This window comes from Virgibacillus salinus, assembly GCF_900102415.1.
Lineage (GTDB): Bacteria > Bacillota > Bacilli > Bacillales > Amphibacillaceae > Lentibacillus > Lentibacillus subterraneus.
In genome coordinates this window covers 125476-149167 of the sequence record NZ_FNKD01000002.1, presented here as the reverse complement: position 1 = coordinate 149167, position 23692 = coordinate 125476, and the positions used below count along the sequence as shown (strand labels likewise).

20 protein-coding genes are annotated in these 23692 nt (G+C 37.1%); 3 read left to right on the top strand and 17 right to left on the bottom strand.

Annotation, left to right across the window (positions count from 1 at the left end; genetic code table 11):
• Positions 1-6: 6 nt before the first annotated feature.
• Both sdhA and BLS02_RS07500 read right to left on the bottom strand, forming a co-directional pair.
• Positions 7-1758: a succinate dehydrogenase flavoprotein subunit gene (gene sdhA, locus BLS02_RS07505; RefSeq protein ID WP_092492394.1), complete on the bottom strand. Its 1752-nt coding sequence runs from the start codon at positions 1756-1758 to the stop codon at positions 7-9.
• 25 nt (positions 1759-1783) lie between these two features.
• Positions 1784-2404, bottom strand: a complete 621-nt coding sequence (locus tag BLS02_RS07500) for a succinate dehydrogenase cytochrome b558 subunit (protein ID WP_092492393.1) — start codon at positions 2402-2404, stop codon at positions 1784-1786.
• 543 nt (positions 2405-2947) lie between these two features.
• Between BLS02_RS07500 and BLS02_RS07495 the strand changes: the two genes are divergently transcribed.
• Positions 2948-3388, top strand: coding sequence for a DUF2507 domain-containing protein (locus tag BLS02_RS07495; RefSeq protein ID WP_092492392.1), 441 nt, complete (start codon positions 2948-2950; stop codon positions 3386-3388).
• A gap of 155 nt (positions 3389-3543) precedes the next feature.
• Here BLS02_RS07495 and uvrC read toward each other — a convergent pair whose 3' ends face one another.
• The 12 genes from uvrC to zapA form a co-directional block, all read right to left on the bottom strand.
• Positions 3544-5328, bottom strand: coding sequence for an excinuclease ABC subunit UvrC (gene uvrC, locus BLS02_RS07490; protein WP_092492391.1), 1785 nt, complete (start codon positions 5326-5328; stop codon positions 3544-3546).
• 169 nt (positions 5329-5497) lie between these two features.
• Positions 5498-5812 (bottom strand): thioredoxin, encoded by a 315-nt coding sequence (trxA, locus tag BLS02_RS07485; protein ID WP_092492390.1) that lies wholly within the window; start codon positions 5810-5812, stop codon positions 5498-5500.
• 569 nt (positions 5813-6381) lie between these two features.
• Positions 6382-7353, bottom strand: coding sequence for an electron transfer flavoprotein subunit alpha/FixB family protein (locus tag BLS02_RS07480; protein ID WP_092492389.1), 972 nt, complete (start codon positions 7351-7353; stop codon positions 6382-6384).
• A gap of 27 nt (positions 7354-7380) precedes the next feature.
• Positions 7381-8154, bottom strand: coding sequence for an electron transfer flavoprotein subunit beta/FixA family protein (locus BLS02_RS07475; protein ID WP_092492388.1), 774 nt, complete (start codon positions 8152-8154; stop codon positions 7381-7383).
• Positions 8155-8174: 20 nt separating this feature from the next.
• Positions 8175-8948: an enoyl-CoA hydratase gene (locus tag BLS02_RS07470; protein ID WP_092492387.1), complete on the bottom strand. Its 774-nt coding sequence runs from the start codon at positions 8946-8948 to the stop codon at positions 8175-8177.
• A 1-nt stretch (position 8949) separates the two neighbouring features.
• Complete coding sequence (locus BLS02_RS07465; RefSeq protein ID WP_092492386.1) at positions 8950-9552, bottom strand: TetR/AcrR family transcriptional regulator; 603 nt, start codon at positions 9550-9552, stop codon at positions 8950-8952.
• 131 nt (positions 9553-9683) lie between these two features.
• Positions 9684-11378, bottom strand: a complete 1695-nt coding sequence (locus BLS02_RS07460; RefSeq protein ID WP_092492385.1) for a long-chain-fatty-acid--CoA ligase — start codon at positions 11376-11378, stop codon at positions 9684-9686.
• A gap of 181 nt (positions 11379-11559) precedes the next feature.
• The gene (locus tag BLS02_RS07455) at positions 11560-11967 is read right to left on the bottom strand and encodes a DUF350 domain-containing protein (RefSeq protein WP_092492384.1); all 408 of its coding nucleotides are present in this window, start codon (positions 11965-11967) and stop codon (positions 11560-11562) included.
• A gap of 25 nt (positions 11968-11992) precedes the next feature.
• Positions 11993-14338 (bottom strand): endonuclease MutS2, encoded by a 2346-nt coding sequence (locus BLS02_RS07450; protein ID WP_092492383.1) that lies wholly within the window; start codon positions 14336-14338, stop codon positions 11993-11995.
• A gap of 30 nt (positions 14339-14368) precedes the next feature.
• Entirely contained in the window at positions 14369-16087 is a 1719-nt protein-coding gene (polX, locus tag BLS02_RS07445) for a DNA polymerase/3'-5' exonuclease PolX (protein ID WP_092492382.1), read from the bottom strand.
• Positions 16088-16203: 116 nt separating this feature from the next.
• Positions 16204-16758 (bottom strand): CvpA family protein, encoded by a 555-nt coding sequence (locus BLS02_RS07440; RefSeq protein WP_092492381.1) that lies wholly within the window; start codon positions 16756-16758, stop codon positions 16204-16206.
• Between the two features lie 3 nt (positions 16759-16761).
• On the bottom strand, positions 16762-17025 hold the full coding sequence (zapA, locus tag BLS02_RS07435; protein WP_092492380.1) for a cell division protein ZapA: 264 nt from the start codon (positions 17023-17025) through the stop codon (positions 16762-16764).
• Between the two features lie 146 nt (positions 17026-17171).
• On the opposite strand from zapA, the gene rnhC reads away from it, so the two are divergent.
• Positions 17172-18095: a ribonuclease HIII gene (gene rnhC, locus BLS02_RS07430; RefSeq protein ID WP_092492379.1), complete on the top strand. Its 924-nt coding sequence runs from the start codon at positions 17172-17174 to the stop codon at positions 18093-18095.
• Between the two features lie 509 nt (positions 18096-18604).
• Here the strand turns inward: rnhC and pheT are convergent.
• The 3 genes from pheT to BLS02_RS07415 all read right to left on the bottom strand — a co-directional run bounded on the left by pheT (position 18605) and on the right by BLS02_RS07415 (position 23150).
• The gene (pheT, locus tag BLS02_RS07425; RefSeq protein ID WP_092492378.1) at positions 18605-21031 is read right to left on the bottom strand and encodes a phenylalanine--tRNA ligase subunit beta; all 2427 of its coding nucleotides are present in this window, start codon (positions 21029-21031) and stop codon (positions 18605-18607) included.
• On the bottom strand, positions 21031-22080 hold the full coding sequence (gene pheS, locus BLS02_RS07420; RefSeq protein ID WP_092492377.1) for a phenylalanine--tRNA ligase subunit alpha: 1050 nt from the start codon (positions 22078-22080) through the stop codon (positions 21031-21033). The genes pheT and pheS overlap by 1 nt, the downstream gene beginning before the upstream one ends.
• Before the next feature lie 332 nt (positions 22081-22412).
• Entirely contained in the window at positions 22413-23150 is a 738-nt protein-coding gene (locus BLS02_RS07415; RefSeq protein WP_092492376.1) for a TrmH family RNA methyltransferase, read from the bottom strand.
• A gap of 103 nt (positions 23151-23253) precedes the next feature.
• Here BLS02_RS07415 and sspI point away from each other — a divergent pair, with 103 nt between their 5' ends.
• Complete coding sequence (gene sspI, locus BLS02_RS07410; protein WP_092492375.1) at positions 23254-23475, top strand: small acid-soluble spore protein SspI; 222 nt, start codon at positions 23254-23256, stop codon at positions 23473-23475.
• Positions 23476-23692: the final 217 nt, after the last annotated feature.

Below are 23692 nucleotides of genomic sequence, written 5' to 3'. Positions count from 1 at the left end.
CTCCCCTCAATTTTTTTTCGAATAGTCCCTTAATCTCGGTTCTATTAGAGAAGTATCCACTTCTTCATATGTTATAACCGGAGCATTTTCTGCTTCATCAAATGTTGCGATCGTCGTTTTCAACCACTCTTCATCGTTTCTTTCAGGGAATTCCGGTTTATAATGTGCTCCGCGGCTTTCATTACGATTATAGGCACCAAGCGCAATTACATATGCTAAATGGAGCATATTTTTTAATTGTCGAGTAAACATGACACCTTGGTTACTCCAACGAGATGTATCATCCATGTTAATGTTTTCCCATCGTTTCTGGAGATCTTTGATTTTTTCAATCGTATTCTTTAACTTTTCATTATGACGGACAACTGTAACGTTATCTGTCATTAGTTCTCCAAGCTCTTTATGAAGCTGATAAGCATTTTCTTCGCCTTCCATTTTCATAAGCTTTTCAAACTTTTCTTGTTCTTCTTTTTCTTTATTCTCAAATAACTCAGGTGACATATCTTCAACATGTGTTTCAAGTTCCTCAGTATACTTGATTGCATTCGGTCCAGCTACAGAGCCACCATAAATTGCTGATAGTAATGAGTTAGCGCCCAAACGGTTCCCGCCATGCTGTGAATAATCACATTCTCCGGCAGCAAAAATACCAGGGATGCTCGTCATTTGATCATAATCTACCCAAAGTCCTCCCATTGAGTAATGTACTGCTGGGAATATCTTCATTGGAACTTTTCGAGGATCCTCGCCGACAAATTTCTCATAAATTTCAATGATTCCTCCGAGTTTGACATCCAACTCTTTCGGATCTTTATGAGATAAGTCAAGGTACACCATATTTTCTCCGTTAATTCCTAGCTTTTGATTAACACAAACATCAAATATCTCACGTGTTGCGATGTCACGAGTAACAAGATTTCCATAGGCAGGATATTTTTCCTCCAGGAAGTACCATGGTTCACCGTCTTTATATGTCCAAATACGGCCACCTTCACCACGTGCTGACTCACTCATTAAACGTAATTTATCATCTCCTGGAATCGCAGTGGGATGAATTTGAATAAATTCCCCATTAGCATACTTTGCACCCTGCTGGTATAAAGTACTCGCTGCAGAACCTGTATTTATCATTGAATTTGTTGATTTACCAAAGATTATTCCAGGACCACCAGTAGCCATTATAGTTGCATCCGACGGGAAGGATTTTATTTCATGTGTCTTAATGTCTTGTCCGACAATCCCTTTTCCTACTCCATCTTCATCCAGAATAGCTCCAAGGAACTCCCAATTTTCATATTTATTTACTAATCCCTCAACCTCATATCGACGAACCTGCTCGTCCAGTGCGTATAATAATTGTTGGCCTGTTGTCGCACCAGCATATGCTGTACGGTGAACACTTGTACCACCAAAACGTCGGAAATCAAGAAGACCTTCAGGAGTCCGATTGAACATTACCCCCATACGATCTAGTAAATTTATTATACCCGGTGCTGCATCACACATTGCTTTTACAGGTGGCTGATTTGCAAGAAAGTCTCCACCATATACTGTATCATCAAGGTGTTTCCAAGGAGAGTCTCCCTCACCTTTAGTATTTACTGCACCGTTTATACCGCCTTGGGCACATACTGAGTGAGAACGTTTAACAGGCACAATAGAAAACAGGTCTACACTGGCACCTGCTTCAGCTGCTTTAATAGTTGCCATAAGACCAGCCAAACCGCCGCCTACAACAACAACTTTACGATTACTCATAATAATTACTCTCTCCTCTTTTATATTAAGCTCCATAAGCAAATTGAATTAACGCTCTGACACCGATGTAGCTGACAGCTAAAAAGATAAGTAGTGTTGCATATGTAACAATCTTTTGTGACCTCGGTGACTGTGCGATGCCCCATGATACCATAAAGCTCCATAGTCCATTAGCAAAATGGAATGTAGTAGAGATTACTCCTAAAATGTAAAACCAAAACATTACAGGATTAGATAGAATATTTTCCATTAGACTGTAGTTCAATTCTTCATTGCCCATACCAATTTGTACGCGTGTTTCCCACACATGCCATGCGATAAAAACGAATGTAATTACGCCTGTTACACGTTGCAGGTAAAACATCCAGTTACGGAAAAAACCATATCGTTTTGTATTACTTTTCGTAACAAAAACAATATAAACCCCTAAGATTGCATGGAACAAAATTGGAAGGAATATAATAAAAGTTTCCAATACTAACCTAAATGGTAGGTCATGCATAAATCCTGCTGCCTTATTAAAACTTTCTTCACCATATACAGCAAAATGGTTTACAACCAAGTGTTGAACCAAGAAAATTCCAATTGGTATTACCCCTAACAGGGAATGGAGTCTACGATAAAAAAACTCACGATGTTCTGCCATGTGTTACCCCCCTCAGTTATTATGTTATATTCTTAGTAATGCACAAGATTTTATGACAATATTTTTTTATTGTCCAAAAATGTACAATTTATGACATATTTATTGTACTTCTAACTGTATAAAGCGTCAAGAAAAGGAGGCACTTTATTTTAATATGTGATATATCTCATTTTTTTGAGTATTAATACATTAGATTTAGCAGTTTTTTTAAAGATTATTATTTTTTCCGAACAATGACTTAACAAGTAGTTGATATAAACTGCGACACAATCATAATTTTCTTTTGTGATACCTTCTCTTGTTCTAATGATGGTTGAGTGCTTAGATTAGATCCAGAACGGTGTTACAAATTATTTTTCAGCAATATAACGCAGTTTATTTTAATAGCAATAAAACTTTTATAAAACATCCTTGAATTTTTATTGGGATGCTTGCACTATAACCAATTTATATAGATAATAAAACTAGTAAACTACAAGATAATCTCGAACATCGTGACCAGAGTATTTGTGAGTTGGTTACTGATAGGAAAGGATGACATCAATGTCAAAAAAACACAAAGCCATGTCTGTTTCACTTCTGGATGAACTCCATACATCTGGTGCCGGGTATGACGTACTCAGGTATATAGGTTTACCTGAGTTATTAGGGACTGAATCAGGTACGCTTCTCTACTTCATGGGTAAAAATATTGCTAGAAAACTAGAAATACAGTCCATAACTGATATCATTTTTGCGTTTGATAAATTAGGTTGGGGAAAATTGGAACTTGTTAAGGAAAAAAAGAAAGAACTTATTTTCCACCTAATGTCTGACTCTGTAGTATACCGATTAAATGCACCATTCGAGACAGATTTTCGTTTGGAAGCTGGTTTTTTAGCTGAAGCAATCCAAATTATCAAACAGGTACCATGTGAATGTACAGAAGAAGTACATAAAAAAATCCACCAAGTGGAATTCTCAGTCGTTTATACAGATTTTTAATGACAAAAGATCAATAAACCGGCAGTTTTAGGCAATCTTCCTTGGGTGATGGATCTGGATATGACGTACTCGGCAGTTCAGTAACCATATCACATAAATTAAATAGATTTCTATAACAAGAATTGAAGCGAAACAATAATAGATTGTTTCGCTTCTTAGTTTTCACTTTCCGTTTTTAGATGGTGTAATATGATTTCAGCAATATTTGCTGGTATACCTAATTTTGTTAATTCCGGTAATGAAGCATTTCTAATTTCAGTTACTGATTTAAAATGCGTTAACAGTAACCTTCTTCTTTTTTCACCCACTCCTGGAATCTTATCAAGTTCAGATTGAAATAACCCCTTTCCACGAAGCTGTCTATGAAAAGAAATTGCAAATCGATGCACTTCATCCTGTATGCGCTGTACAAGGTAAAACTCTTGAGACTGTCTGGACAATGGTATTACTGCCGGTGGGAAACCATACAGTAATTCACTTGTCTTATGTTTGTCATCTTTCGCCAAACCACATAAAGGTATATCCAATCCGAGTTCATTTTCCAAAACATCAAGTGCAGCACTCATTTGTCCTTTGCCACCATCAACAATAATTAAATCTGGTAATGGAAGGTTTTCTTTTAGGACTCTTTTGTAGCGACGACGAACGACTTCCCGCATCGTTTCATAGTCATCAGGTCCTTTTACATCTTTAATCTTATATTTACGATACTCTTTTTTGTTTGGACGACCATCAGTAAAAACAACCATTGCCGAAACAGGATCCGTCCCTTGTATATTGGAGTTATCAAATGCTTCAATACGGTGGGGCATCTCAATCTGAAGAGCTTCACCTAATTTCTCTACTGCTAATATGGTTCTTTCTTCATTCCGTTCAATGATTGAGAATTTTTCCTCTAACGCGATCGTTGCGTTTTTCATGGCTAATTCAACAAGCTCTTTCTTTCTCCCTCGAAACGGTGTGTGTACATCAATGTCTAATAGTTCACTTAATAATGTAGTATCCGTTCCAATTGGCACTAATAATTGTTTTGGCTTCAGATGCTGCTGATGCAAATAAAACCTACCTATAAAGCTAATAAAAGTATCAGACGGATCATCAAAAAACGGGAATATCGAAACATCTCGTTCAATTAATTTCCCCTGTCTCACAAAAAACACTTGGATACACATCCATCCTTTATCATAACTATATCCGAAAATATCGCGATCAACTTGATCATTTAATGTCATTCTTTGCTGTTCCATCACAACTTCAATATGCTGAATCTGATCGCGTAACTCTTTAGCCCTTTCAAAGTTTTGCTTTTCGCTTGCCTCGTGCATTTTGGTCTTCAAATCTCTTTTTATTTCTTTATGACCCCCGTGCAGAAAAGTACTTATACTCTGAGTTATTTCTTTATAAGTATCCTCTGATGCTGGACTTTCGCTACATGCAAGGCACTGCCCCATATGATAATACAAGCAAACACGACCCGGGGGATTATTACATTTGCGCAATGGGTATAATCGATCGAGAAGTTTTTTGGTTTCTCGGGCAGCAAGTACGTTTGGATATGGCCCGAAATACTTACCTTTATCTTTTTTAACTTTACGTACAATTAGCAGCCTTGGGTGCCTTTCAGCGGTAATCTTTAAGTATGGATATGATTTATCATCTTTCAATAATACGTTATATTTTGGGTCATACTTTTTTATTAGATTCATTTCTAAAATTAATGCTTCAATTTCAGAAGTAGTAACGATGTACTCAAAATCCACTATTTCAAGAACTAGACGTTGCGTCTTCTTATCATTTGCTCCAGTAAAATAAGACCTAACTCTATTACGTAATAATTTAGATTTTCCAACATATATAATCGTATCATTCTTGTCCTTCATTAAGTAACATCCAGGCTGCGACGGAAGAACAGCCAACTTTTCGCTTATTTGTTGATTCATAATCAAATTCATCCCTTATAAAATGTGTTCAAATGGCGTTTTGAACATCTGCTTTTATTTAAAAATTAGATAGTTAAAATATATGTATTTCTTACTATAAAGAAACCCCCTGTTACAAAAAAGCAACAAGGGATTCACAGTACTGTTTATTATACTATTTAACATTTATTTATGCATGTTTGTTAACTAGTTCTACAAGTGCTTCCTTAGGTTGAAAACCAACAACCTGGTCAACTACATTGCCATCTTTAAATAGTAATAATGTTGGGATACTCATAACACCGTATTTACCAGCTGTTTCTTGATTTTCGTCCACATCTAGTTTTACAATTGATACTTTATCTTCCATTTCACCATCAATTTCTTCCAATACTGGTGCAATCATTTTACAAGGTCCACACCATGGAGCCCAAAAGTCAGCTAAAACTAGGCCTTCTGATGTCTCTTTAGTAAAATTCTGATCTGTAACATGAACAATTGCCATTTTCATTCCTCCTCAATCAAGCTTTAAATAAAGTATATCATCGTTAGTATTTACTTGCGAATAGTTTGCTTATACACACTATATTCTTTTGTACAATTTGCTGATTATTAACCTTCGTTTTTCCTATAAACTGCGAAGTAACATGGAAAAATACTCAACCGGGGCTCATAACTTCGATATGAGTGACCGTTTCTCACTATTTAAACAGAGTTCGGGTTCTCATAACCCTGATGAAGACACGTTTCACGCTATTTGAACAGCGTTTGTGCTCTCATAGCCCTGATGAAGACACGTTTCACGCTATTTGAATAGTGTCCGGGTTCTTATAACCCTGATGAGTGAGCCCATGACTAGTAAGACTGCGAAAGTGCTAGCTTGTGCAGATGTTGCATTGGTACCGGAGTGGTGCAAAAGAAAATTTTCACTGTGTCGCAGTTTCTATCAACTGTGTCTTAAATTCATTGTTTGGAAAAAACAGCAATCTTTTAGAAAACAGCCATACATTAAAAAGCTTCCTTCGTAAGCGAAGTTAAAGACCTGATCAAGTTTTGATCAGGTCTTTAAACAATCTATTTTAATTTCTTAACTTCTTCAATTAGTGTTGGTACTACATCGAATAAGTCTCCAACAATACCGTAGTCAGCAACATTAAAGATATTTGCTTCAGGATCTTTATTAATAGCTACAATTACTTTTGAGTTAGACATACCAGCCAAATGCTGTATAGCACCAGAAATACCTACAGCAATATATAAGTCTGGTGTAACAACTTTCCCTGTTTGACCAATTTGAAGTGCGTAATCACAATATTCCGCATCACATGCACCACGTGAAGCTCCAACAGCTCCACCTAAAACATCAGCTAATTCATATAATGGTTTAAAGCCTTCCTCACTTTTCACACCACGACCACCTGCAATAATAACGTTTGCTTCTGATAGGTCAACGCCTTCTGAAGCTTTGCGAATAACCTCTTTTATTACAGTACGAATATTAGCGATATCCACTTCTTTTGAACTTACGTCACCAGAACGGGATTCATCACGCTCTAATGCAGGAATATTATTAGGGCGGATTGTAGCAAATGTTAAACCACTTGAGATAGTTTTCTTTTCAAATGCTTTACCAGAATAAATTGGTCGAATAAATACTGCTTTATCACCTTCTACCTCTATTTCCGTCGCATCTGAAATTAAGCCACTTTCTAATTTACTTGCTAACTTTGGTGTTAGATCTTTTCCAATTGCTGTATGGCCCATTATTATTCCATCTGGTGACTCATCATCAATAACTGGAAGGATTGCCTGACCATATCCCTCCGATGTATATGTCTTTAATTCATCATGCTGAACCGTTACAACACGATCTGCACCATAATAAATCATTTCCTGCGCTTGGGCATTCAAGTCATCATTACCACACAGTACTCCAACAATATCCCCATCGGAATTTATTTTTTTCGCTGCTGCGATTGCTTCAAATGTTACATTACGTAACACGCCGTCTCTTGCTTCGCCAATAACTAGTAATTTATCACTCATGTCTTTTCTCCTTTCTGTAGTAAAGGTTTACAGTACTTTTGCGTCATTTTTTAATAAGGAAACCAGTTCCTGAATTTGATCATCTAATTCACCTTCAAGAACTCTTCCAGCTTCTTTTTCTGGTGGCATGAATATATCAACTGTATTAGTTTTTGCTTCAACATCGTCTTCTTCCAAGTCAAGGTCATCAATTTCTAATTCTTCCAATGGCTTCTTCTTGGCTTTCATAATTCCAGGAAGTGAAGGATATCTTGGGTCATTTAGACCTTGCTGACATGTTACAAGAACGGGAAGACTTGTCTCGATTTTCTCCACGTCACCTTCTACATCTTTATCGATTTTTACTGTTTCGCCATCGATTTCCAATGCAGTAATCGTAGTAATGTAAGGAATTCCCAGACTTTCTGCAAGCCTTGGTCCAACTTGACCACTTGCTTCGTCAATGGCAACATTACCAGCTAGGATTAAGTCTGCTTCCTTATCTTCAAAGTAAGTTTGTAAGATTTTCGCTGTTGTAAACTGATCTCCATCTTCAAGATCATCCTCAGTATTAATTAGTACTGCTTTGTCTGCACCCATAGCTAATGCAGTACGTAATTGCTTTTCAGAGTCTTCATCGCCTACCGTAACAACCGTCACTTCGCCACCGTGAGCATCTCTTTGTTTAATTGCTTCTTCCACTGCATATTCATCATATGGATTAATTATAAATTCAGCACCATCATCTTCAATTCGTCCATTTGAAACAGCAATTTTTTCTTCTGTATCAAATGTCTTTTTTAACAACACATATATGTTCATTTGTGATATCCTCCTTTAAACTATTTATCTTGGAAGTTAGGTTTGCGCTTTTCTATAAAAGCCTGCACACCTTCTTTTGCATCCTCAGATCCAAAAATCTTACCAAATGCTTGAGCTTCCTCATGAACCCCTTGTGTAAAATGTTCCGTTTTTGAATAAGGAATCAAATGCATTATATTATTGATTGTTGGTTTGCTTTTTGCTGCAATTGTTTCGGCAAGCTTAGTCGCTGTATCAAAGACTTCTTCTTCTTTTACTGCCTGATTCGCAAGACCAAACGCTTTAGCTTCTGTCCCGCTAATAGGTTGGCCACTCAAAATCATTTCATATGCTTTCGCTGTTCCAACATAATGCGGCAAGCGCTGAGTACCAGCAAACCCTGGAATAATACCCAGTGTTAATTCAGGTAAGCCTAGCTTTGCATTCTCTGAAACTATTCGAATATGGCAGGCCATCGAAAGTTCCAATCCTCCACCTAATGCTGCACCATGTATTGCAGCAATCACTGGTATTGAAAAATGTTCAATTCGATTAAACAACGCTTGGCCTTTTTCCGCCAAAGCTTGATAATCTGACGCGTTTTGTAAGGATGTGAATTCCTTAATATCTGCACCTGCAGAGAAGAATTTTCCTTCTCCATGTAAAATTATCGCTTTTATATTGTTATCGTTTTCAATTTCGTCCAGCTTTTCATCCAAATCGTTTAATAGATTGCTAGATAATGCGTTGGCTGGTGGGCTTTGAATAGTTAAGATAGCAACGTTCTTCTTTGTTTCATACGCTAGTGTCCCCAATTCAATCCTCCTTTACTATTTCTTTAACGGATAGTCCATTTATAATTAATGTATGGACATCCGAAGTCTGTTTAACTAAATCATACCTTTGTTCTTTCATTACCCAGTTTGTAACTATTTCATCCAGGGTACCAAAAATCATTTGCCGAACAAGAGGAATATTTAAATCGTCCCGAAATATTTTTTCTTCGGTCCCTTCTTCAATTATATCATCAATTACAACTAAATACGGCTTTAATACTTCATTTATCTTCATCCGTAAAGCTGAATTTGACTGTCTCAATTCCAATTGCGTAACAATAGCTAAGTGATGATCATTTGCAAGCTGCAAAAAATGCATTTCAATTAGCGTTCGCAGTTTTTCATCTGCATTTTGTTTATCATTGATACTGGAAGCAATCTGTTCGATAAACTGTCCCATTTTCTCTTCAAAAACAGACACAAGAATATCTTCCTTATTTTTAAAATAAAGATAGATTGTTCCATCAGCTACTCCTGCTTTTTTGGCAATTTTTGATACTTGTGAAGCATGATAACCATTATCTGCAATTGTCTCAACAGCTGCCTCGATAATTTGTTTGTACTTCGGTCTGTTTTTTCTCATGATAATCTCCTTAGCATATACCTCTTGCTCACAAACTGAATGAATGGTCATTCATGTTAATTGTACAAAGTCTCATTTATAATGTCAATATAAAGCTTGTACTATTATTATACGAAAAGAGAGCATTATGCTCAAATTGTATTACTTTTTTCCTGCAACTTTTCTTTTTCTTCATCTACTAACTTCCTCCGTAGTATTTTACCTACTGCGGTTTTTGGCAGTTCATCACGAAACTCATAAATTCTTGGTACTTTAAAGGCTGCTAAGTGTTTCCTACAATGTGCATTCAATTCTTCTTCCTCTATTTCATAACCGGACTTTTGGACGACATATGCTTTAACCGTTTCTCCGCGATATGGATCAGGAATTCCAGCTACAACTGCTTCTTGGACAGCTTCGTGCTCGTATAATATTTCCTCTACTTCTCTAGGATAGATATTATAGCCACCAGCAATTATCATATCTTTTTTGCGGTCAACTATATAGAAATACCCTTCTTCATTCATATAGCCCAAATCACCAGTAAACAACCAGCCATCTTTTAAAACATTGTCTGTTTCTTCCTGATTGTTCCAATACCCTTTCATAATCTGTGGCCCTTTAACAGCAACTTCTCCAACTTCTCCTACATCTGCTTCTTCCATAGTTTCCACTTTAAATATCTTTGCATCTGTATCAGGCCATGGTACCCCAATACTACCGTTAACACGATTATCCCAGACAAAATTAGCATGTGTAACAGGGGATGATTCGGTTAATCCATATCCTTCCACTAACCGACCGCCGGTTACCTTTTCAAATTGTTCCTGTACTTCTGTTGGTAATGGTGCAGATCCGCTAATACAAGCTTCAATCGATGATAAATCATACTTTTTTAAGTTGGGATGATTTAATAATCCAACGTAAATGGTTGGCGCTCCCGGAAACATAGTTGGCTTTTGTTTATGGATTGTTTTAAGTACTTCTTCAGCATCAAATTTAGGCAGAAGCACCATTTTAGAACCAAACATAATAGCCATATTCATCACAGTGGTCATCCCGTATACATGAAAAAATGGTAAAACGCCTAAGACCGTTTCCTTTCCTGGCTTAGCTTTATATAGCCAGGCTTGGCTCATTTGTACATTGGCTACCAAATTGTAATGAGAGAGCATAACTCCCTTTGGATGTCCTGTTGTGCCACCAGTATATTGAAGTAGTGCAAGGTCCTCTATTGGATTGACTTCTATGGGATTGTAATCCTCATCTCCATTTTCAATAATTGATTGCCAAACATGAGTGTCTTCTGATTGTTCGACTTTTACGACCATATTATATTGCTTCTTCTGGATAAAAGGATAAATCAGATTCTTTGGAAATGGTAAATAATCCTTAATACCAGTTACAATTGTATGTTTAAGCGATGTGTTTCCCCGTACATTTGTAACGCGTGGCAATAAAATGTCCAGACAAACAATAAATGTTGCACCGGAATCGTTTAGTTGGTATTCAAGCTCCCTCTCCTTATATAAAGGGTTTGTCTGAACAACCACAGCTCCAGCCATTAACGCCCCATAATAACTTATTACTGCTTGTGGGCAATTTGGCAGCATGACTGCAACACGATCACCTTTTTCAAGACCAAGAGACTGCATGTATTTCGCCATTTTTTTTGCTTGTGAAAAAACTTCGGCAAATGTTATTTCCTTCCCCATAAAATGAAGCGCTTTCTTTTCTGGGTATAATTCAGCTGTTGCTGCCAGGAATGAATGTAATGGCTTCTGATCGTATTCTATTGTGGTAGGAATCTCTTCTGGATAGTGGTCATGCCAACGTTTATTCTCCATAATATTACTCCTCCTTTTTATCTATTAATTTCATTATACCGATTAATTAGTATTTTTTGAAATTTTATTTATTAATTTCGCAAAAATTTCTTACTTAAATTAAGTATATGATTCCAATAACAACAAAAATAACTGAAATTACAGCTAATATTTTGGCTAGTGTTTCCAATGTTCTCTCCCCTTATCCAATACTTGCACCGATGACAAACGCTAATCCAATAGAAATCATCATCGAGATAAATCCGACTGAGTTGTTCCCTTTTCCGATTTCTTCATCTATATTGATTGTCGGTGTTAAAAATTCAAAAATAAAATAACCTATTAATAATAATATAAATCCAAAAATACCCCAACCAATACTCTCCATAAGAGTATCATTGTGTTCAATTGAATAGCGGAAAATTGTAGCTATACCAAATATTTTCCCACCAGTTGCCATAGCTACAGCAAAATTTCCGCGCTTAATTTCCACCCAATTACGATACGAGGTTACAATTTCAAATACTGCTAAGAATACGATAGTACATAGAATAACCACGCTGTATCTGGCAGCTGTTTCCACAAAAATAATTTCCCAAAAGTCAGTCACTAGTATTGCTCCTCCCCTCTTCCTATTACTTCAGCTCCAAAATTGTCACACCGCTTCCACCTTCACCTTGTGACCCTGGCCTAGCAGCAGTTATACTAGGGTGTCTTTGAGTAAATTCTTTTACTCCCTTTCGAAGAGCACCGGTTCCTTTCCCATGGATAATTGATACCTTGGGGTAGCCAGCAAGAATCGCATCATCAATATATTTTTCCAGGCTTACTAATGCATCCTCAAATCGCTGACCACGTAAATCAAGCTCAGTTTTCACATGATAACTGGCTCCCTTTACTGTGGCCATAGGTCTTTCAACAACAGAGTTTTTCTTGTTTACCAGCTGTAATTCATTGCGTTTCACTTTAACCTTCATAATTCCAACCTGAACGAGATATTCATTATCGTTTACTTTCTCAAGAACGGTTCCTTGCTGGTTCACCGATAATAACTTGATTTCATCACCGGCTTGCAACCCCTGTTTTGCTGCGATTGGTTCTTTAGTTAGCTCATCATCCTTTTTGCTGGAAAGATTAGGCTGTGCCTCTTCAAACATTTTTTTGGCTTCAATCCACTCGTGCTCTTTTAATTGTGTAGCGGATTTCATGTTACGCAACTCTTCTACAATCATTTCCGCTTCTTCTCTTGCTTTCTGTAACGACTTTTCTGCTTTTTCCTCTGCTTTTTTATACAACGATTCACGCTTTTCCTCAAATTGTTTCCATTCTTTTTCTATATCTTTTCGTAATTGTTCACTAGCAAGTAAGGTATCGTGCGCCTCTTGATAGTCTGATTCTGCTTGGCGCTGTGATTTCTCAAGAGAGGCTATCATGTTCTCAACACTTTTGGAATCAATACCGATATGACTCTTAGCATGATTGATAACACTTTCCTCGAGACCTAGTCGTTTGGAAATTTCGAATGCATTACTGCGTCCTGGCACACCTATCAACAATCGATAAGTTGGTTTTAATGTTTGTACATCAAATTCCACGGATGCATTAACAACATTTTCCCGGTTGTACCCATATGCTTTTAACTCCGGGTAATGTGTTGTTGCAACGATACGTGAGCCACGCGAAATCACTTCATCCAATATGGACATTGCCAATGCCGCACCTTCCTGCGGGTCTGTGCCAGCACCAAGTTCATCAAATAGCACTAATGATTTGTGATTGACATGCTTCAGAATTGAAACAATATTGGTCATGTGTGAAGAAAAAGTACTTAGACTTTGCTCAATTGATTGCTCATCACCGATATCCGCAAAAACATCCTCAAATATAGCCATTTCACAGCCATCAAAGGCCGGGATTCTAAGTCCTGATTGAGCCATTAATGTGCATAAGCCGATCATTTTCAATATTACCGTTTTACCGCCCGTATTTGGTCCCGTGATAACAATTGATGTATAGTCTTCTCCCAATTCCACATCATTAGCAACAACTTCATCCATTGAGATAAGCGGATGGCGTGCTTGTTTCATTTTAATAATTCCATTATCGTTCATTTTTGGCATTGCTGCTTTCATTTGCATTCCTAATTTTGCCCTGGCAACCATAAAATCAATTTTTGCTAAAACAGTTACATTTTCATATAAAGAATCCTCATTACTTGCGATATGATCACTTAACTCACGCAAAATTCTGTCGATCTCCTGTTTTTCCTTAACCTTTGCTTCCTGCAATTGGTTATTGAGATCAACTACAGCTTTTGGTTCCATAAATAATGTCGCACCTGAAGCTGATTGATCGTGGACAATTCCGCCAACAGACCCTCGGTACTCCTGTTTTACTGGCAAAACATATCGATCATTTCGAATCGTTATGATTGCATCTGACAACATATTACTTTTCGACTTTGTGTAGCCATCCAGTTTATCACGTAATCTGCTTTCATACGTCCTAATGGAAGAACGTACACTACGTAATTTAACCGAAGCGCTGTCCATCATATGTCCGTTATCATCGATACAGCTATTAATATGAGTTTCCAAATCACGTAACGAAATAATCTTTGTTCCTAGATCTTTTAGAATAGGCATATCTTCTTCTATTTTTTCCATAAAGCTTTTAACCTGGCGACCCGCATAAAGGGTGTTTGCTACTTCCAGACACTCTTCAGGACGCAGAACACCACCGATGACACTTCGTTTAATACTGGCGCGTATATCAAATATTCCTCCTAATGGAATTGTTGCATTTAACCTTAAAATTTGGCTAGCTTCATCCGTCTCTGCCTGCAATTCTTTTACTTCGTCTATATTTATAGAGGGTTTTAAACTGGAACAAAAGTCCTTCCCTATCGAAGTTGCTGCCTGTTTACTTAATTGATCGGTAATTTTATTAAATTCAAGTACGTGTAGAATACGCTCATTCATAAAGACTTGCTCCTTTTACTTTCTTCCCATTTATTTAGTACGATTCATGAAGTCTATTAGTTTCTCTTTTGACCAGGTATTTAATACGGTTTCCTTTTTAATCCAACCTTTACGTGCTGTGCGTACACCATATGTCATATGATCAAGCATATTATAGTTGTGAGCATCCGTGCTAATAGCGATTTTGACTCCAGCACTTTGGACTTTTCGAGCCCATTCAGCTGAGAGATCCAAGCGGTTTGGATTAGCATTGATTTCCAGTGCTGTTCCAGTTTCTTTTGCACGTTGAATTAACTTATCAACATCAACGTTATATCCCGTACGACGACCAATAAGTCTTCCCGTAGGATGTGCAATTAATGATACATAAGGGTTATCAAGTGCCGCATATAACCTATTCATAATTTTCTCCTGCGACTGATTAAAACTTGAGTGAATAGCTCCGATTACGAAGTCCATTTCCTGCAAAAATGTATCATCAAAATTTAATGAACCATCAGGTAAAATATCCATCTCGACACCTGCAAATATGTGGATATCATCATACTTTTCGTTCAACCTATTTATTTCTTCTCTCTGTTTGCGCAATCTTGTTTCATTTAATCCATTAGCAACCTGCAGAAACTTAGAGTGATCCGTTATTGTGATATATTCATAATTTTTTTCACGAGCACGGTTAACCATCTCTTCTAAAGATTGTGCACCGTCACTCCATGTCGTATGCATGTGTAAGTCTCCACGGATATCCTCTAGATTAATTAATGACACGTGTTCCCGAAACGCTTCCACTTCGCCGGTGTTTTCTCGTACTTCTGGTGGAATAAACTGTAATCCAAAATGCTCGAAAAATTGCTTCTCATCCTGGAATGTTATGGTTTCCCCTGTTTCCTCAATGTCAACTCCATATTCGTTTATCTTTTCACCATTAGATTTAGCCAGTTGTCGCATTGCAACATTATGATCCTTTGACCCAGTAAAATGGTGTAAAGTTGAAGCAAATTCGTTTGGTGCTACTATCCGAAAATCAACATTCACATCATATACATCATCCAAGGTAATGGATACCTTTGTCTCGCCTTTAGCAATAACTTCTTTTATATTCTCCAATTCAAGTAATGCATCACGAACAATTTCTGGACTTTCCGATGCAATAATAAAATCTATATCTTTAACGGTTTCCCGCATTCTCCGTAAACTTCCAGCACGAGAATAGTCATGTATAACTTGGATTTCTTTTAGATACGTTTCAATTCTTTCTGCTATTGGCAGCATAAATGCTATTGGCAGACGTTCAGGACGGGTATTTGCATCCTCCAGAGCAGCAAGTATTTTGTCGGCTGATTTTTTTCCGAAGCCTTCCAGACTTTCCACTTTTCCACTTTTACAAGCTTCCTTAAGCGAATCCGCATCAGTCACTCCTAGCTCCTGGTAAAACTTAGCCAGCTTTTTCCCACCAAGACCAGGAAGGTTCAGTAACGGTATTAATCCGTTTGGTACTTCTTTTTCTAATTGTTTTAGCGTTTCAGATGATTCATTTTCAATATATTCATCAATTACCGCGCTTGTCCCTTTTCCAATACCCTTAATCTTCTTGAAGTCTTCGATATCTGTCAATGAGCGGTCGTCACGCTCAAGAGCCTGTGCTGCTTTTCGATAGGCAGAGATTTTAAAAGGGTTTTCTCCTTTAAGTTCTAAATATATAGCCACTTTTTCGAGTAATTTAATTACATCTTTTTTATTAATTGTCATTGTATATCACCTTCTATTTTTACTATGAAAAAAGACTGATTCATTGAAAGGTTATATCTATTGTACATGACATACAAGGACTACCCTAATACGTTGAATCAGTCTCGATTATTCAATTAAAATTTAAGTAAATCATCAACGTGGTCAAACCATAATGTCTTAATCTGTTCTGATAAAACTGGTGTGTGTTCAATAATAAATAATGCTACAGAAGAGCTGTTTATCCAAGATTGTATTTCTGTTAATGGTGTTAATGCCAGAACATATAATACCACGAAAATCAGCAGGTATATCTCAACAAATCCCAATACTGCACCCAGTAATTTGTTTACAGAGTTTAATATTGGCAAGTCTGCTACAAAATCAAGCATCGATGCTATTATTTGCATAATTATCTTAGCAGCAAAAAAGATAATTGCAAAAGCTATTGCGTTATAAAAAGCACCTTCAATGGGTAATGCCTCTAAAAAGTCGGCCCATGCACTATTATTTTCTAATTCGGGGTATGGAATCCATAATGCAAGTCGCGGTGCCAGCTGGTCATAGTATAAGGCTGCCAGTATAAATGCTGCAATAAATCCTATTAGATGAAATGCTTGTAATATAAAACCTCTCTTTAATCCAATAAAAAATCCAAATATTAATAGTGCAATTAAGATAATATCAACCATATGCTATTTATCCTCTTCCTTGTTTTTTGTCCCTAGTAATGTTGCGTAGTCTTCTTTTAATTTCATATAATCATTCATCGTATTTACAGCTGTAAGAACGGCTAGTTCCGAAGTGGTGAGCTGTTGGTTTAGCCCATGAATATCACGCATTTTTTGATCTACTAGACTTGCAACTAGACGAACGTGGTCAGCATTTTCCTTGCCAACAACTGTATAAGATTTATTATGTATTTCAACTGTTATACGTGTTTTGTCATCTTGGGTCACACGAATACCCCCCTAATTCAAAAATAGTCCACTTTATATTAACACAAAGTTTGCCATTGAGGAAACTGTTGACCATACGAAATCATTCTTTTCATTTATACCCAACATTTGCTATAGTTATATAGATAATATAATTGGAGGATCCTATGCCACAAAATGTATACGTTATACCACAGAATACAATAGAAGAAATGAGACGCTTTTATGCTAATGCACTACAATCAACACCACAAGGCGCTATTTTTCGTGCCAAAACTTCAAATGCAGTCATAACTGCATATAAATCGGGTAAAGTAATGTTCCAAGGAAACGCTCCAGCTGCTGAAGCCAAAAAATGGATAAACGAAAATACAAAAGAAACAAAGAAGGCAGCTCAAAAAACAAATGCTTTTTCTCCACCAGATACTCTATTCACGAGCAACCATATTGGTTCGGATGAGGCAGGAACAGGGGATTATTTTGGGCCAATCACTGTAGCAGCAGCATTTGTTAAAAAAGAGCAAATTGAACTGCTCAAAGAATTAGGTGTGAAGGATTCTAAAAATTTGACAGATTCAACGATTCGGAAAGTATCCAAAGATATTATGAATCTCGATTTACCCTATTCTTTGTTAATATTACATAATGAAAAATACAATAAACTGCAAAAGCAGGGATGGACACAGGGAAAAATGAAGGCTATGCTTCATCATCACGCCATTAATAATCTGCTTAATAAGATAGGTACAAACTCAGCAGATGGCATTCTGATTGATCAATTTTGTGAACCGGCTGTTTATAAAAAACATATAGCAACGGAACAGCAGAAACTTGCTGATAATACGTATTTCATGACAAAAGCCGAGAGTTATTCGATCGCAGTTGCTGCAGGGTCAATTATTGCCCGAACCAGCTTTCTAAGTGAAATGGATAAACTGTCAGCCAAAACTGGAATAGCACTTCCAAAAGGAGCTTCCAAAAAAGTTGATCAAACCATCGCAAGTATTATTAAATCCAAGGGTGAAAAAGCATTGAACTCATACGCAAAAACACACTTTGCCAATACTAAAAAGGCAAAAAATTATCTCTAACACCAGGTAAGTGAGAATGCAGCACCGATTGAGCATTAAATTGCAGAGCAATTTGATGCTCTTTTTATGTTGATGGAAAAGGTTGTATTGTTTATTTTAATAGGAAGCGCTTACTCCCTGTTGTCTAACACGACTTGGCGAACCATCGATCCAGGATTCTCACAAATTACCATTAACAACGCCAATGCCGCTAAGCAATTTAGATGATGCTCACTTAACGCCCTGACCACGGATATAATATACGACTGGAAACACTGGATATCAACCACAATTTCGGGATATCAACCGGAAATTCTGGATATCAACCAATTGGGGTATGATGAAGAGGCCAGCATTATATGGGATACTTTCATAGCTGCCAATAAATCTATAAACTGCGTCATAATATCATAACCTCCCATGTTAGGGTGGTAAAATCCTTAGTAAAAAAGCAGTTCAGTTAAGGGTACAAATTGTGTTTTTGTACTCCAAAACTGAACCACTTAAGATTTGATATTTTGCTCTCGCCCTTATGACCTTACGTAAGCATTAAATTTATTATTAACCGTACGGACTATTTCCTGATAGGATTGTTCGACTTCATCGTCTTTCAATGTTTTATCCGGATCCTGATAAAGCAGGCTGTATGCAATTGATTTTTTTCCTTCTGGTAAATGCTCACCCTTGTAAACATCAAACACTTGAACATTCTTAACCACTGGCCCGCCAGTTTCTTCTATCGTTTGTTGGATATCACCTGCTCGAATGTTCTCATCGACAATAAACGCAATATCTCTGGAAACAGATGGATACTTTGGAATTTGACTATACCCTGGTATGTTTTTATAAACAGCTAATACTGATTCCATATCAACATCAAAAACATATGTCTCTTTTAAATCCATTGACTTCTCAAGCTTCGGATGCACTTGACCGATAAATCCAACGACATGATTATCAACCTGAATCGTTGCACACCGACCTGGGTGCATGTCTTGGAGTTTAACCTGTTCGAAGGTAACTTGTATATTTAAAAAGTCAAACAGACCTTCCACAATTCCTTTTACAAGATAGAAATCTGCCTGCTTCTTCTCTTGCTGCCATTGATGAGACAGCCATAACCCTGTAACTGCTCCTGCAACCCGCAGCTTTTCGTCTGGTTGCTTTGTAGGTGTTGCTTCATTTGAAATAAAAACATTTCCTAATTCAAAATACGCCAGATTCATTTGATTTCGTGCATGATTGTGCGCTAATGTCTGAAGCAACCCTGGCAATATACTTAGTCTTAAATATCTATGATCCTCACTCATTGGCATCGCCAACTGAACAGGGGTAAGATTCTGTTCCTGCTGCACCGGATCTAATAACTTATACACTTGATCATCACTTGTTAAGGAATATGTTATCGTCTCCATCAACCCTGCACTCTGCAAGTAACTTTTAACATCTCGCTTTATTTGCTGTCTGTTAGTTAAACCACCTGCCTGTGATGAACCTTCTGGTAACGTAAATGGTAGGTTATCATATGCGTAAATACGAGCAACTTCCTCAAGCATATCTTCAAAAATCGAAATATCTCCACGACGGGTTGGAATGGTCACAATCAGTTGATCATTATCCAGTTTGAATGGAAATTGTAACTTGCTTAAAATCACACCAATTTCTTTTGTACTAATTTGAGTTCCAAGGCGTTTATTGATCTCTGCCGTACTAACTTCAACAACCTTCTCAGAACGGTCCAATTCATCAAAAGAAACAACATCATCCAGAACCGTTGCACCAGCGTACTTCTCCAGTAAATGACATGCACGAAGACCTGCTTCTTTTACTCGATTAGGGTCTACTCCCTTTTCAAAACGGGTGCTTGAATCACTGCGTAATCCTGTATCTTTCACTGCTTTTCGAACAGAACCAGGTGCGAAATATGCTGCTTCCAGCAAAATAGTTGTAGTTTCATTATTAATTTCTGTACTAGCTCCACCCATGACACCAGCCATCGCAACAGGATCTTTTCCATCTGTAATAACCAAGTGGTCATCTGATAAGCTTCTTTCTTCCTTATCTAGTGTAGTAAGCTTTTCATTCTGTTCCGCACGTCTTACAACAATTTTTCCGGAATTCAATAAATCATAATCAAATGCATGCAGTGGCTGTCCATATTCAAGTAATACATAGTTGGTAATATCCACAACGTTATTAATAGGGCGAATACCCGCTGCCATTAACGCGTTACGCATCCATAACGGGGATGGTTCTATTTTTACATCCTTAACAACAAATGCCCCGTAATATGGATTTAACTCAGGATCAGCCACTTCAACTGAAACATAATCCTTCGCCTTTTCTTCACTTGTTTTAACCTCTTCACTTGGTAACGATACTTCTTTGTCCAGGATCGCTGCAACCTCATAAGCAACCCCTAACATACTCAGGCAATCAGCGCGGTTGGGTGTTAAATCAAATTCTAATACTGCATCATTTAAGTTTAATAGTGGATCAACACTTTCACCTATCGATACATCATTTGGAAAAACAAAAATACCTTCAGCAATATCTTTTGGCACATATTTTTCCTCAATACCAAGCTCCTGAAGTGAACAAATCATTCCATTTGATTCTACTCCACGAAGTTTAACCTTTTTAATTTTAAAGTTTCCAGGCAGAACTGCACCAGGCTTAGCTACTGCAACTTTTTGACCTTGCGCAACATTTGGTGCCCCGCAAATAATCTGTAATTTCTCATCACCTACATCGACCTGACAAAGATTCAATTTATCAGCATTGGGATGTTTTTCACATGATTCAACATTACCAACTACTACACCTTGATTTTTTTCCGCAATATATTCAATACCATCTACTTCAATACCAGTTTTCGTAATTTTTTCAGCAAGTTCTTCAGGTGAGATATTTTCTATATCCACATAATTCTTTAACCAGTTTAATGATACTAGCATTACAAGGTACCTCCTTTTGCATGATGATATTGTTTTAGAAACCGTACATCATTTGTATAGAAATTACGGATATCATCAACGCCATATTTCAGCATAGCTATTCTTTCTGGCCCCATTCCAAATGCGAAACCTGTATATTCTTTAGAATCATAACCGGCCATTTCAAGCACTCTAGGATGAACCATGCCGCCGCCTAAAATCTCAATCCAGCCTGACTTTTTACAAACAGAACAGCCAGATCCGTTACAGACTTTACATGAAATATCCATTTCAACAGATGGTTCAGTAAACGGGAAGAAGCTTGGACGCAGCCGAGTTTTCCGATCATCGCCGAACATTTTCTTAGCAAATTTATCTAAAATTCCCTTCAAATCACTCATACGAACATTCTTATCCACATACAGTCCTTCAATTTGGGTGAACTGGTGTGAGTGAGTTGCATCATCCGTATCACGACGATACACTTTTCCTGGACAAATCATTTTCACAGTTTGATTGCCGTTGAACTGTCGCATTGTTCGAGCTTGCACAGGCGATGTATGTGTTCGAAGCAATAATTCATTAGTGATATAAAAGGTATCCTGCATATCACGTGCTGGGTGACCTTTAGGAAGGTTCAGCGCTTCGAAATTATAATAATCTGTTTCAACTTCCGGTCCTTCTCTTACCTCAAAACCCATTCCAATAAATAAATCCTCAATCTCTTCTACAATCTGTGTTAATAAGTGTGGTCCACCAACTTGAACTGGTCGACCAGGTAAGGTCACATCAATTGCTTCATGCTGAAGTTTTTCATCTAATGCTGCTTGTTCCAGAATCTCACTTTTTTGCTCAATTTCATTAGTAATAGCTTCACGGACTTTGTTGGCAATTTCGCCAACAACCGGTCGTTCTTCTTTAGAAAGTTTTCCCATACCACGCAGTACAGACGTTAAAGACCCTTTTTTACCTAGATAAGTTACTTTAATATCCTGGAGTTCTTTTAAATTATTTGCCTTTTTCACATTATCCAACGCTTCAGCTTGAATAGCCTCCAATTGCTCTTTCATACTTACTCCTCCTTTAACACTTCTTAAAATACAAAAAAGCCCCATCCCTAAAAAAGGGACGAGGCTATAGATTCGCGGTACCACCCTTGTTGACACACTTAATGCATCCAACTTAATCTTGATAACGGATTTTTAATCCGGTACACCTTTACTTGATTAATCAAGGTCCCGAGTGCCAGCTCCAGAGTGAAGTGTAACAATTACCACAGTAGAAATGTTTTCAGTCCAGGACATCTCTTCCCTTTCACTGCTTCCTAACTATTACGATCTCTTTCTTAGCTTTATTGTAAAATTTATTTAATTATAATGAACATCTGATAAATATGCAACTTCTACATCTTAATATAATACATTAATATGCCTGCTGCAACACTTACATTAAGTGATTCCGCTTCTCCATATATTGGAATTTTTACAACGATGTCAGCTAAATCAACAATTTCACTTTGAATTCCTGCACCTTCATTTCCAATAATGAGGGCAGTTTTTTCTGGCACTTCAAGTTTATTAAATTGGCGTGCATTCGATAATGCGGAAGCCCATACACTAAATCCCTCTGTCTTTAACTGTGGTATTTTTTCTTTTATATTCACCTGTGAAATTGACAAGTGAAATAGTGAACCCTGTGTAGAACGGATAACCTTATCATTATACATATCAACCGTATTATCACCCAGCATCACAGCATCGAACCCTGCTGCATCCGCTGTTCTGATTACCGTACCTAAATTACCTGGATCCTGAATCGAATCGATTAATAAGATAGAATTCCCCATTATTGCTTTCGGTTCTTTCATTTTTATAATTGCAGATACTCCCTGAGGTGTCTCCGTACGAGCAATATACTGAAGGACCTTTTCACCTACTACGGTAACCATATAATCATCGAACCAATCTGGATAGTGTGTATCTTTTTGAACGATAATCTCGACAATTTCCCATTCACTCTTGTGGGCTTCTTCAACCAAATGAAACCCTTCAATAAAAAAAGTTCCTGATTTAGTACGACCTTTACGTTTATGCAATTTATTCCATTGTTTTACTTTTTCATTTTGTACCGAAGTAATCATAAATTTTTAATTCCACTCCAATATATTTCTGTATTATCATACATATTTTATACTATACTGGTCAAACTATCTATAGTTAAAATAATTGTGAGAGGTGTTTTCTATGGATTTGAATTTAAGAAAAGCCATATTATCCAATATTGCATCAAATAATCAAGAACAATTAGAAGCAACCATCGTTGATGCAATTCAAGATGGTGAAGAAAAAATGCTGCCAGGTTTAGGGGTTATTTTTGAATTGATTTGGAATCAATCGAATGAAGAAGATAAGCAAGAAATGATTGACGCACTCGAACAAGGAGTACAACAAGCAACTACAAGTTAAATCAAAACGGATGCAAACAAGCATCCGTTTTTTTATGGTTAATAACTACATTTATCTGTTTTTATGGTAAACTTATATTAGAAAACTTGGCTTGTCGCTAAGCCTTAATATAGATAAGCCTTAGTTGCACTTATGCAGTTAGAAAGAATTTATACATTCTTATCTGCTAAAAATAATACATATATTAATAGAGGCTGTACATAGGGGGAGAGGAGAA

What these genes read in the sequence shown, in the direction of transcription:
- sdhA (WP_092492394.1), bottom strand. Translation starts at nt 1,758, where the DNA reads ATGAGTAATCGTAAAGTTGTTGTTGTAGGCGGCGGTTTGGCTGGTCTT.
- BLS02_RS07500 (WP_092492393.1), bottom strand. Translation starts at nt 2,404, where the DNA reads ATGGCAGAACATCGTGAGTTTTTTTATCGTAGACTCCATTCCCTGTTA.
- BLS02_RS07495 (WP_092492392.1), top strand. Translation starts at nt 2,948, where the DNA reads ATGTCAAAAAAACACAAAGCCATGTCTGTTTCACTTCTGGATGAACTC.
- uvrC (WP_092492391.1), bottom strand. Translation starts at nt 5,328, where the DNA reads ATGAATCAACAAATAAGCGAAAAGTTGGCTGTTCTTCCGTCGCAGCCT.
- trxA (WP_092492390.1), bottom strand. Translation starts at nt 5,812, where the DNA reads ATGGCAATTGTTCATGTTACAGATCAGAATTTTACTAAAGAGACATCA.
- BLS02_RS07480 (WP_092492389.1), bottom strand. Translation starts at nt 7,353, where the DNA reads ATGAGTGATAAATTACTAGTTATTGGCGAAGCAAGAGACGGCGTGTTA.
- BLS02_RS07475 (WP_092492388.1), bottom strand. Translation starts at nt 8,154, where the DNA reads ATGAACATATATGTGTTGTTAAAAAAGACATTTGATACAGAAGAAAAA.
- BLS02_RS07465 (WP_092492386.1), bottom strand. Translation starts at nt 9,552, where the DNA reads ATGAGAAAAAACAGACCGAAGTACAAACAAATTATCGAGGCAGCTGTT.
- BLS02_RS07460 (WP_092492385.1), bottom strand. Translation starts at nt 11,378, where the DNA reads ATGGAGAATAAACGTTGGCATGACCACTATCCAGAAGAGATTCCTACC.
- BLS02_RS07450 (WP_092492383.1), bottom strand. Translation starts at nt 14,338, where the DNA reads ATGAATGAGCGTATTCTACACGTACTTGAATTTAATAAAATTACCGAT.
- polX (WP_092492382.1), bottom strand. Translation starts at nt 16,087, where the DNA reads ATGACAATTAATAAAAAAGATGTAATTAAATTACTCGAAAAAGTGGCT.
- BLS02_RS07440 (WP_092492381.1), bottom strand. Translation starts at nt 16,758, where the DNA reads ATGGTTGATATTATCTTAATTGCACTATTAATATTTGGATTTTTTATT.
- rnhC (WP_092492379.1), top strand. Translation starts at nt 17,172, where the DNA reads ATGCCACAAAATGTATACGTTATACCACAGAATACAATAGAAGAAATG.
- pheT (WP_092492378.1), bottom strand. Translation starts at nt 21,031, where the DNA reads ATGCTAGTATCATTAAACTGGTTAAAGAATTATGTGGATATAGAAAAT.
- pheS (WP_092492377.1), bottom strand. Translation starts at nt 22,080, where the DNA reads ATGAAAGAGCAATTGGAGGCTATTCAAGCTGAAGCGTTGGATAATGTG.
- BLS02_RS07415 (WP_092492376.1), bottom strand. Translation starts at nt 23,150, where the DNA reads ATGATTACTTCGGTACAAAATGAAAAAGTAAAACAATGGAATAAATTG.
- sspI (WP_092492375.1), top strand. Translation starts at nt 23,254, where the DNA reads ATGGATTTGAATTTAAGAAAAGCCATATTATCCAATATTGCATCAAAT.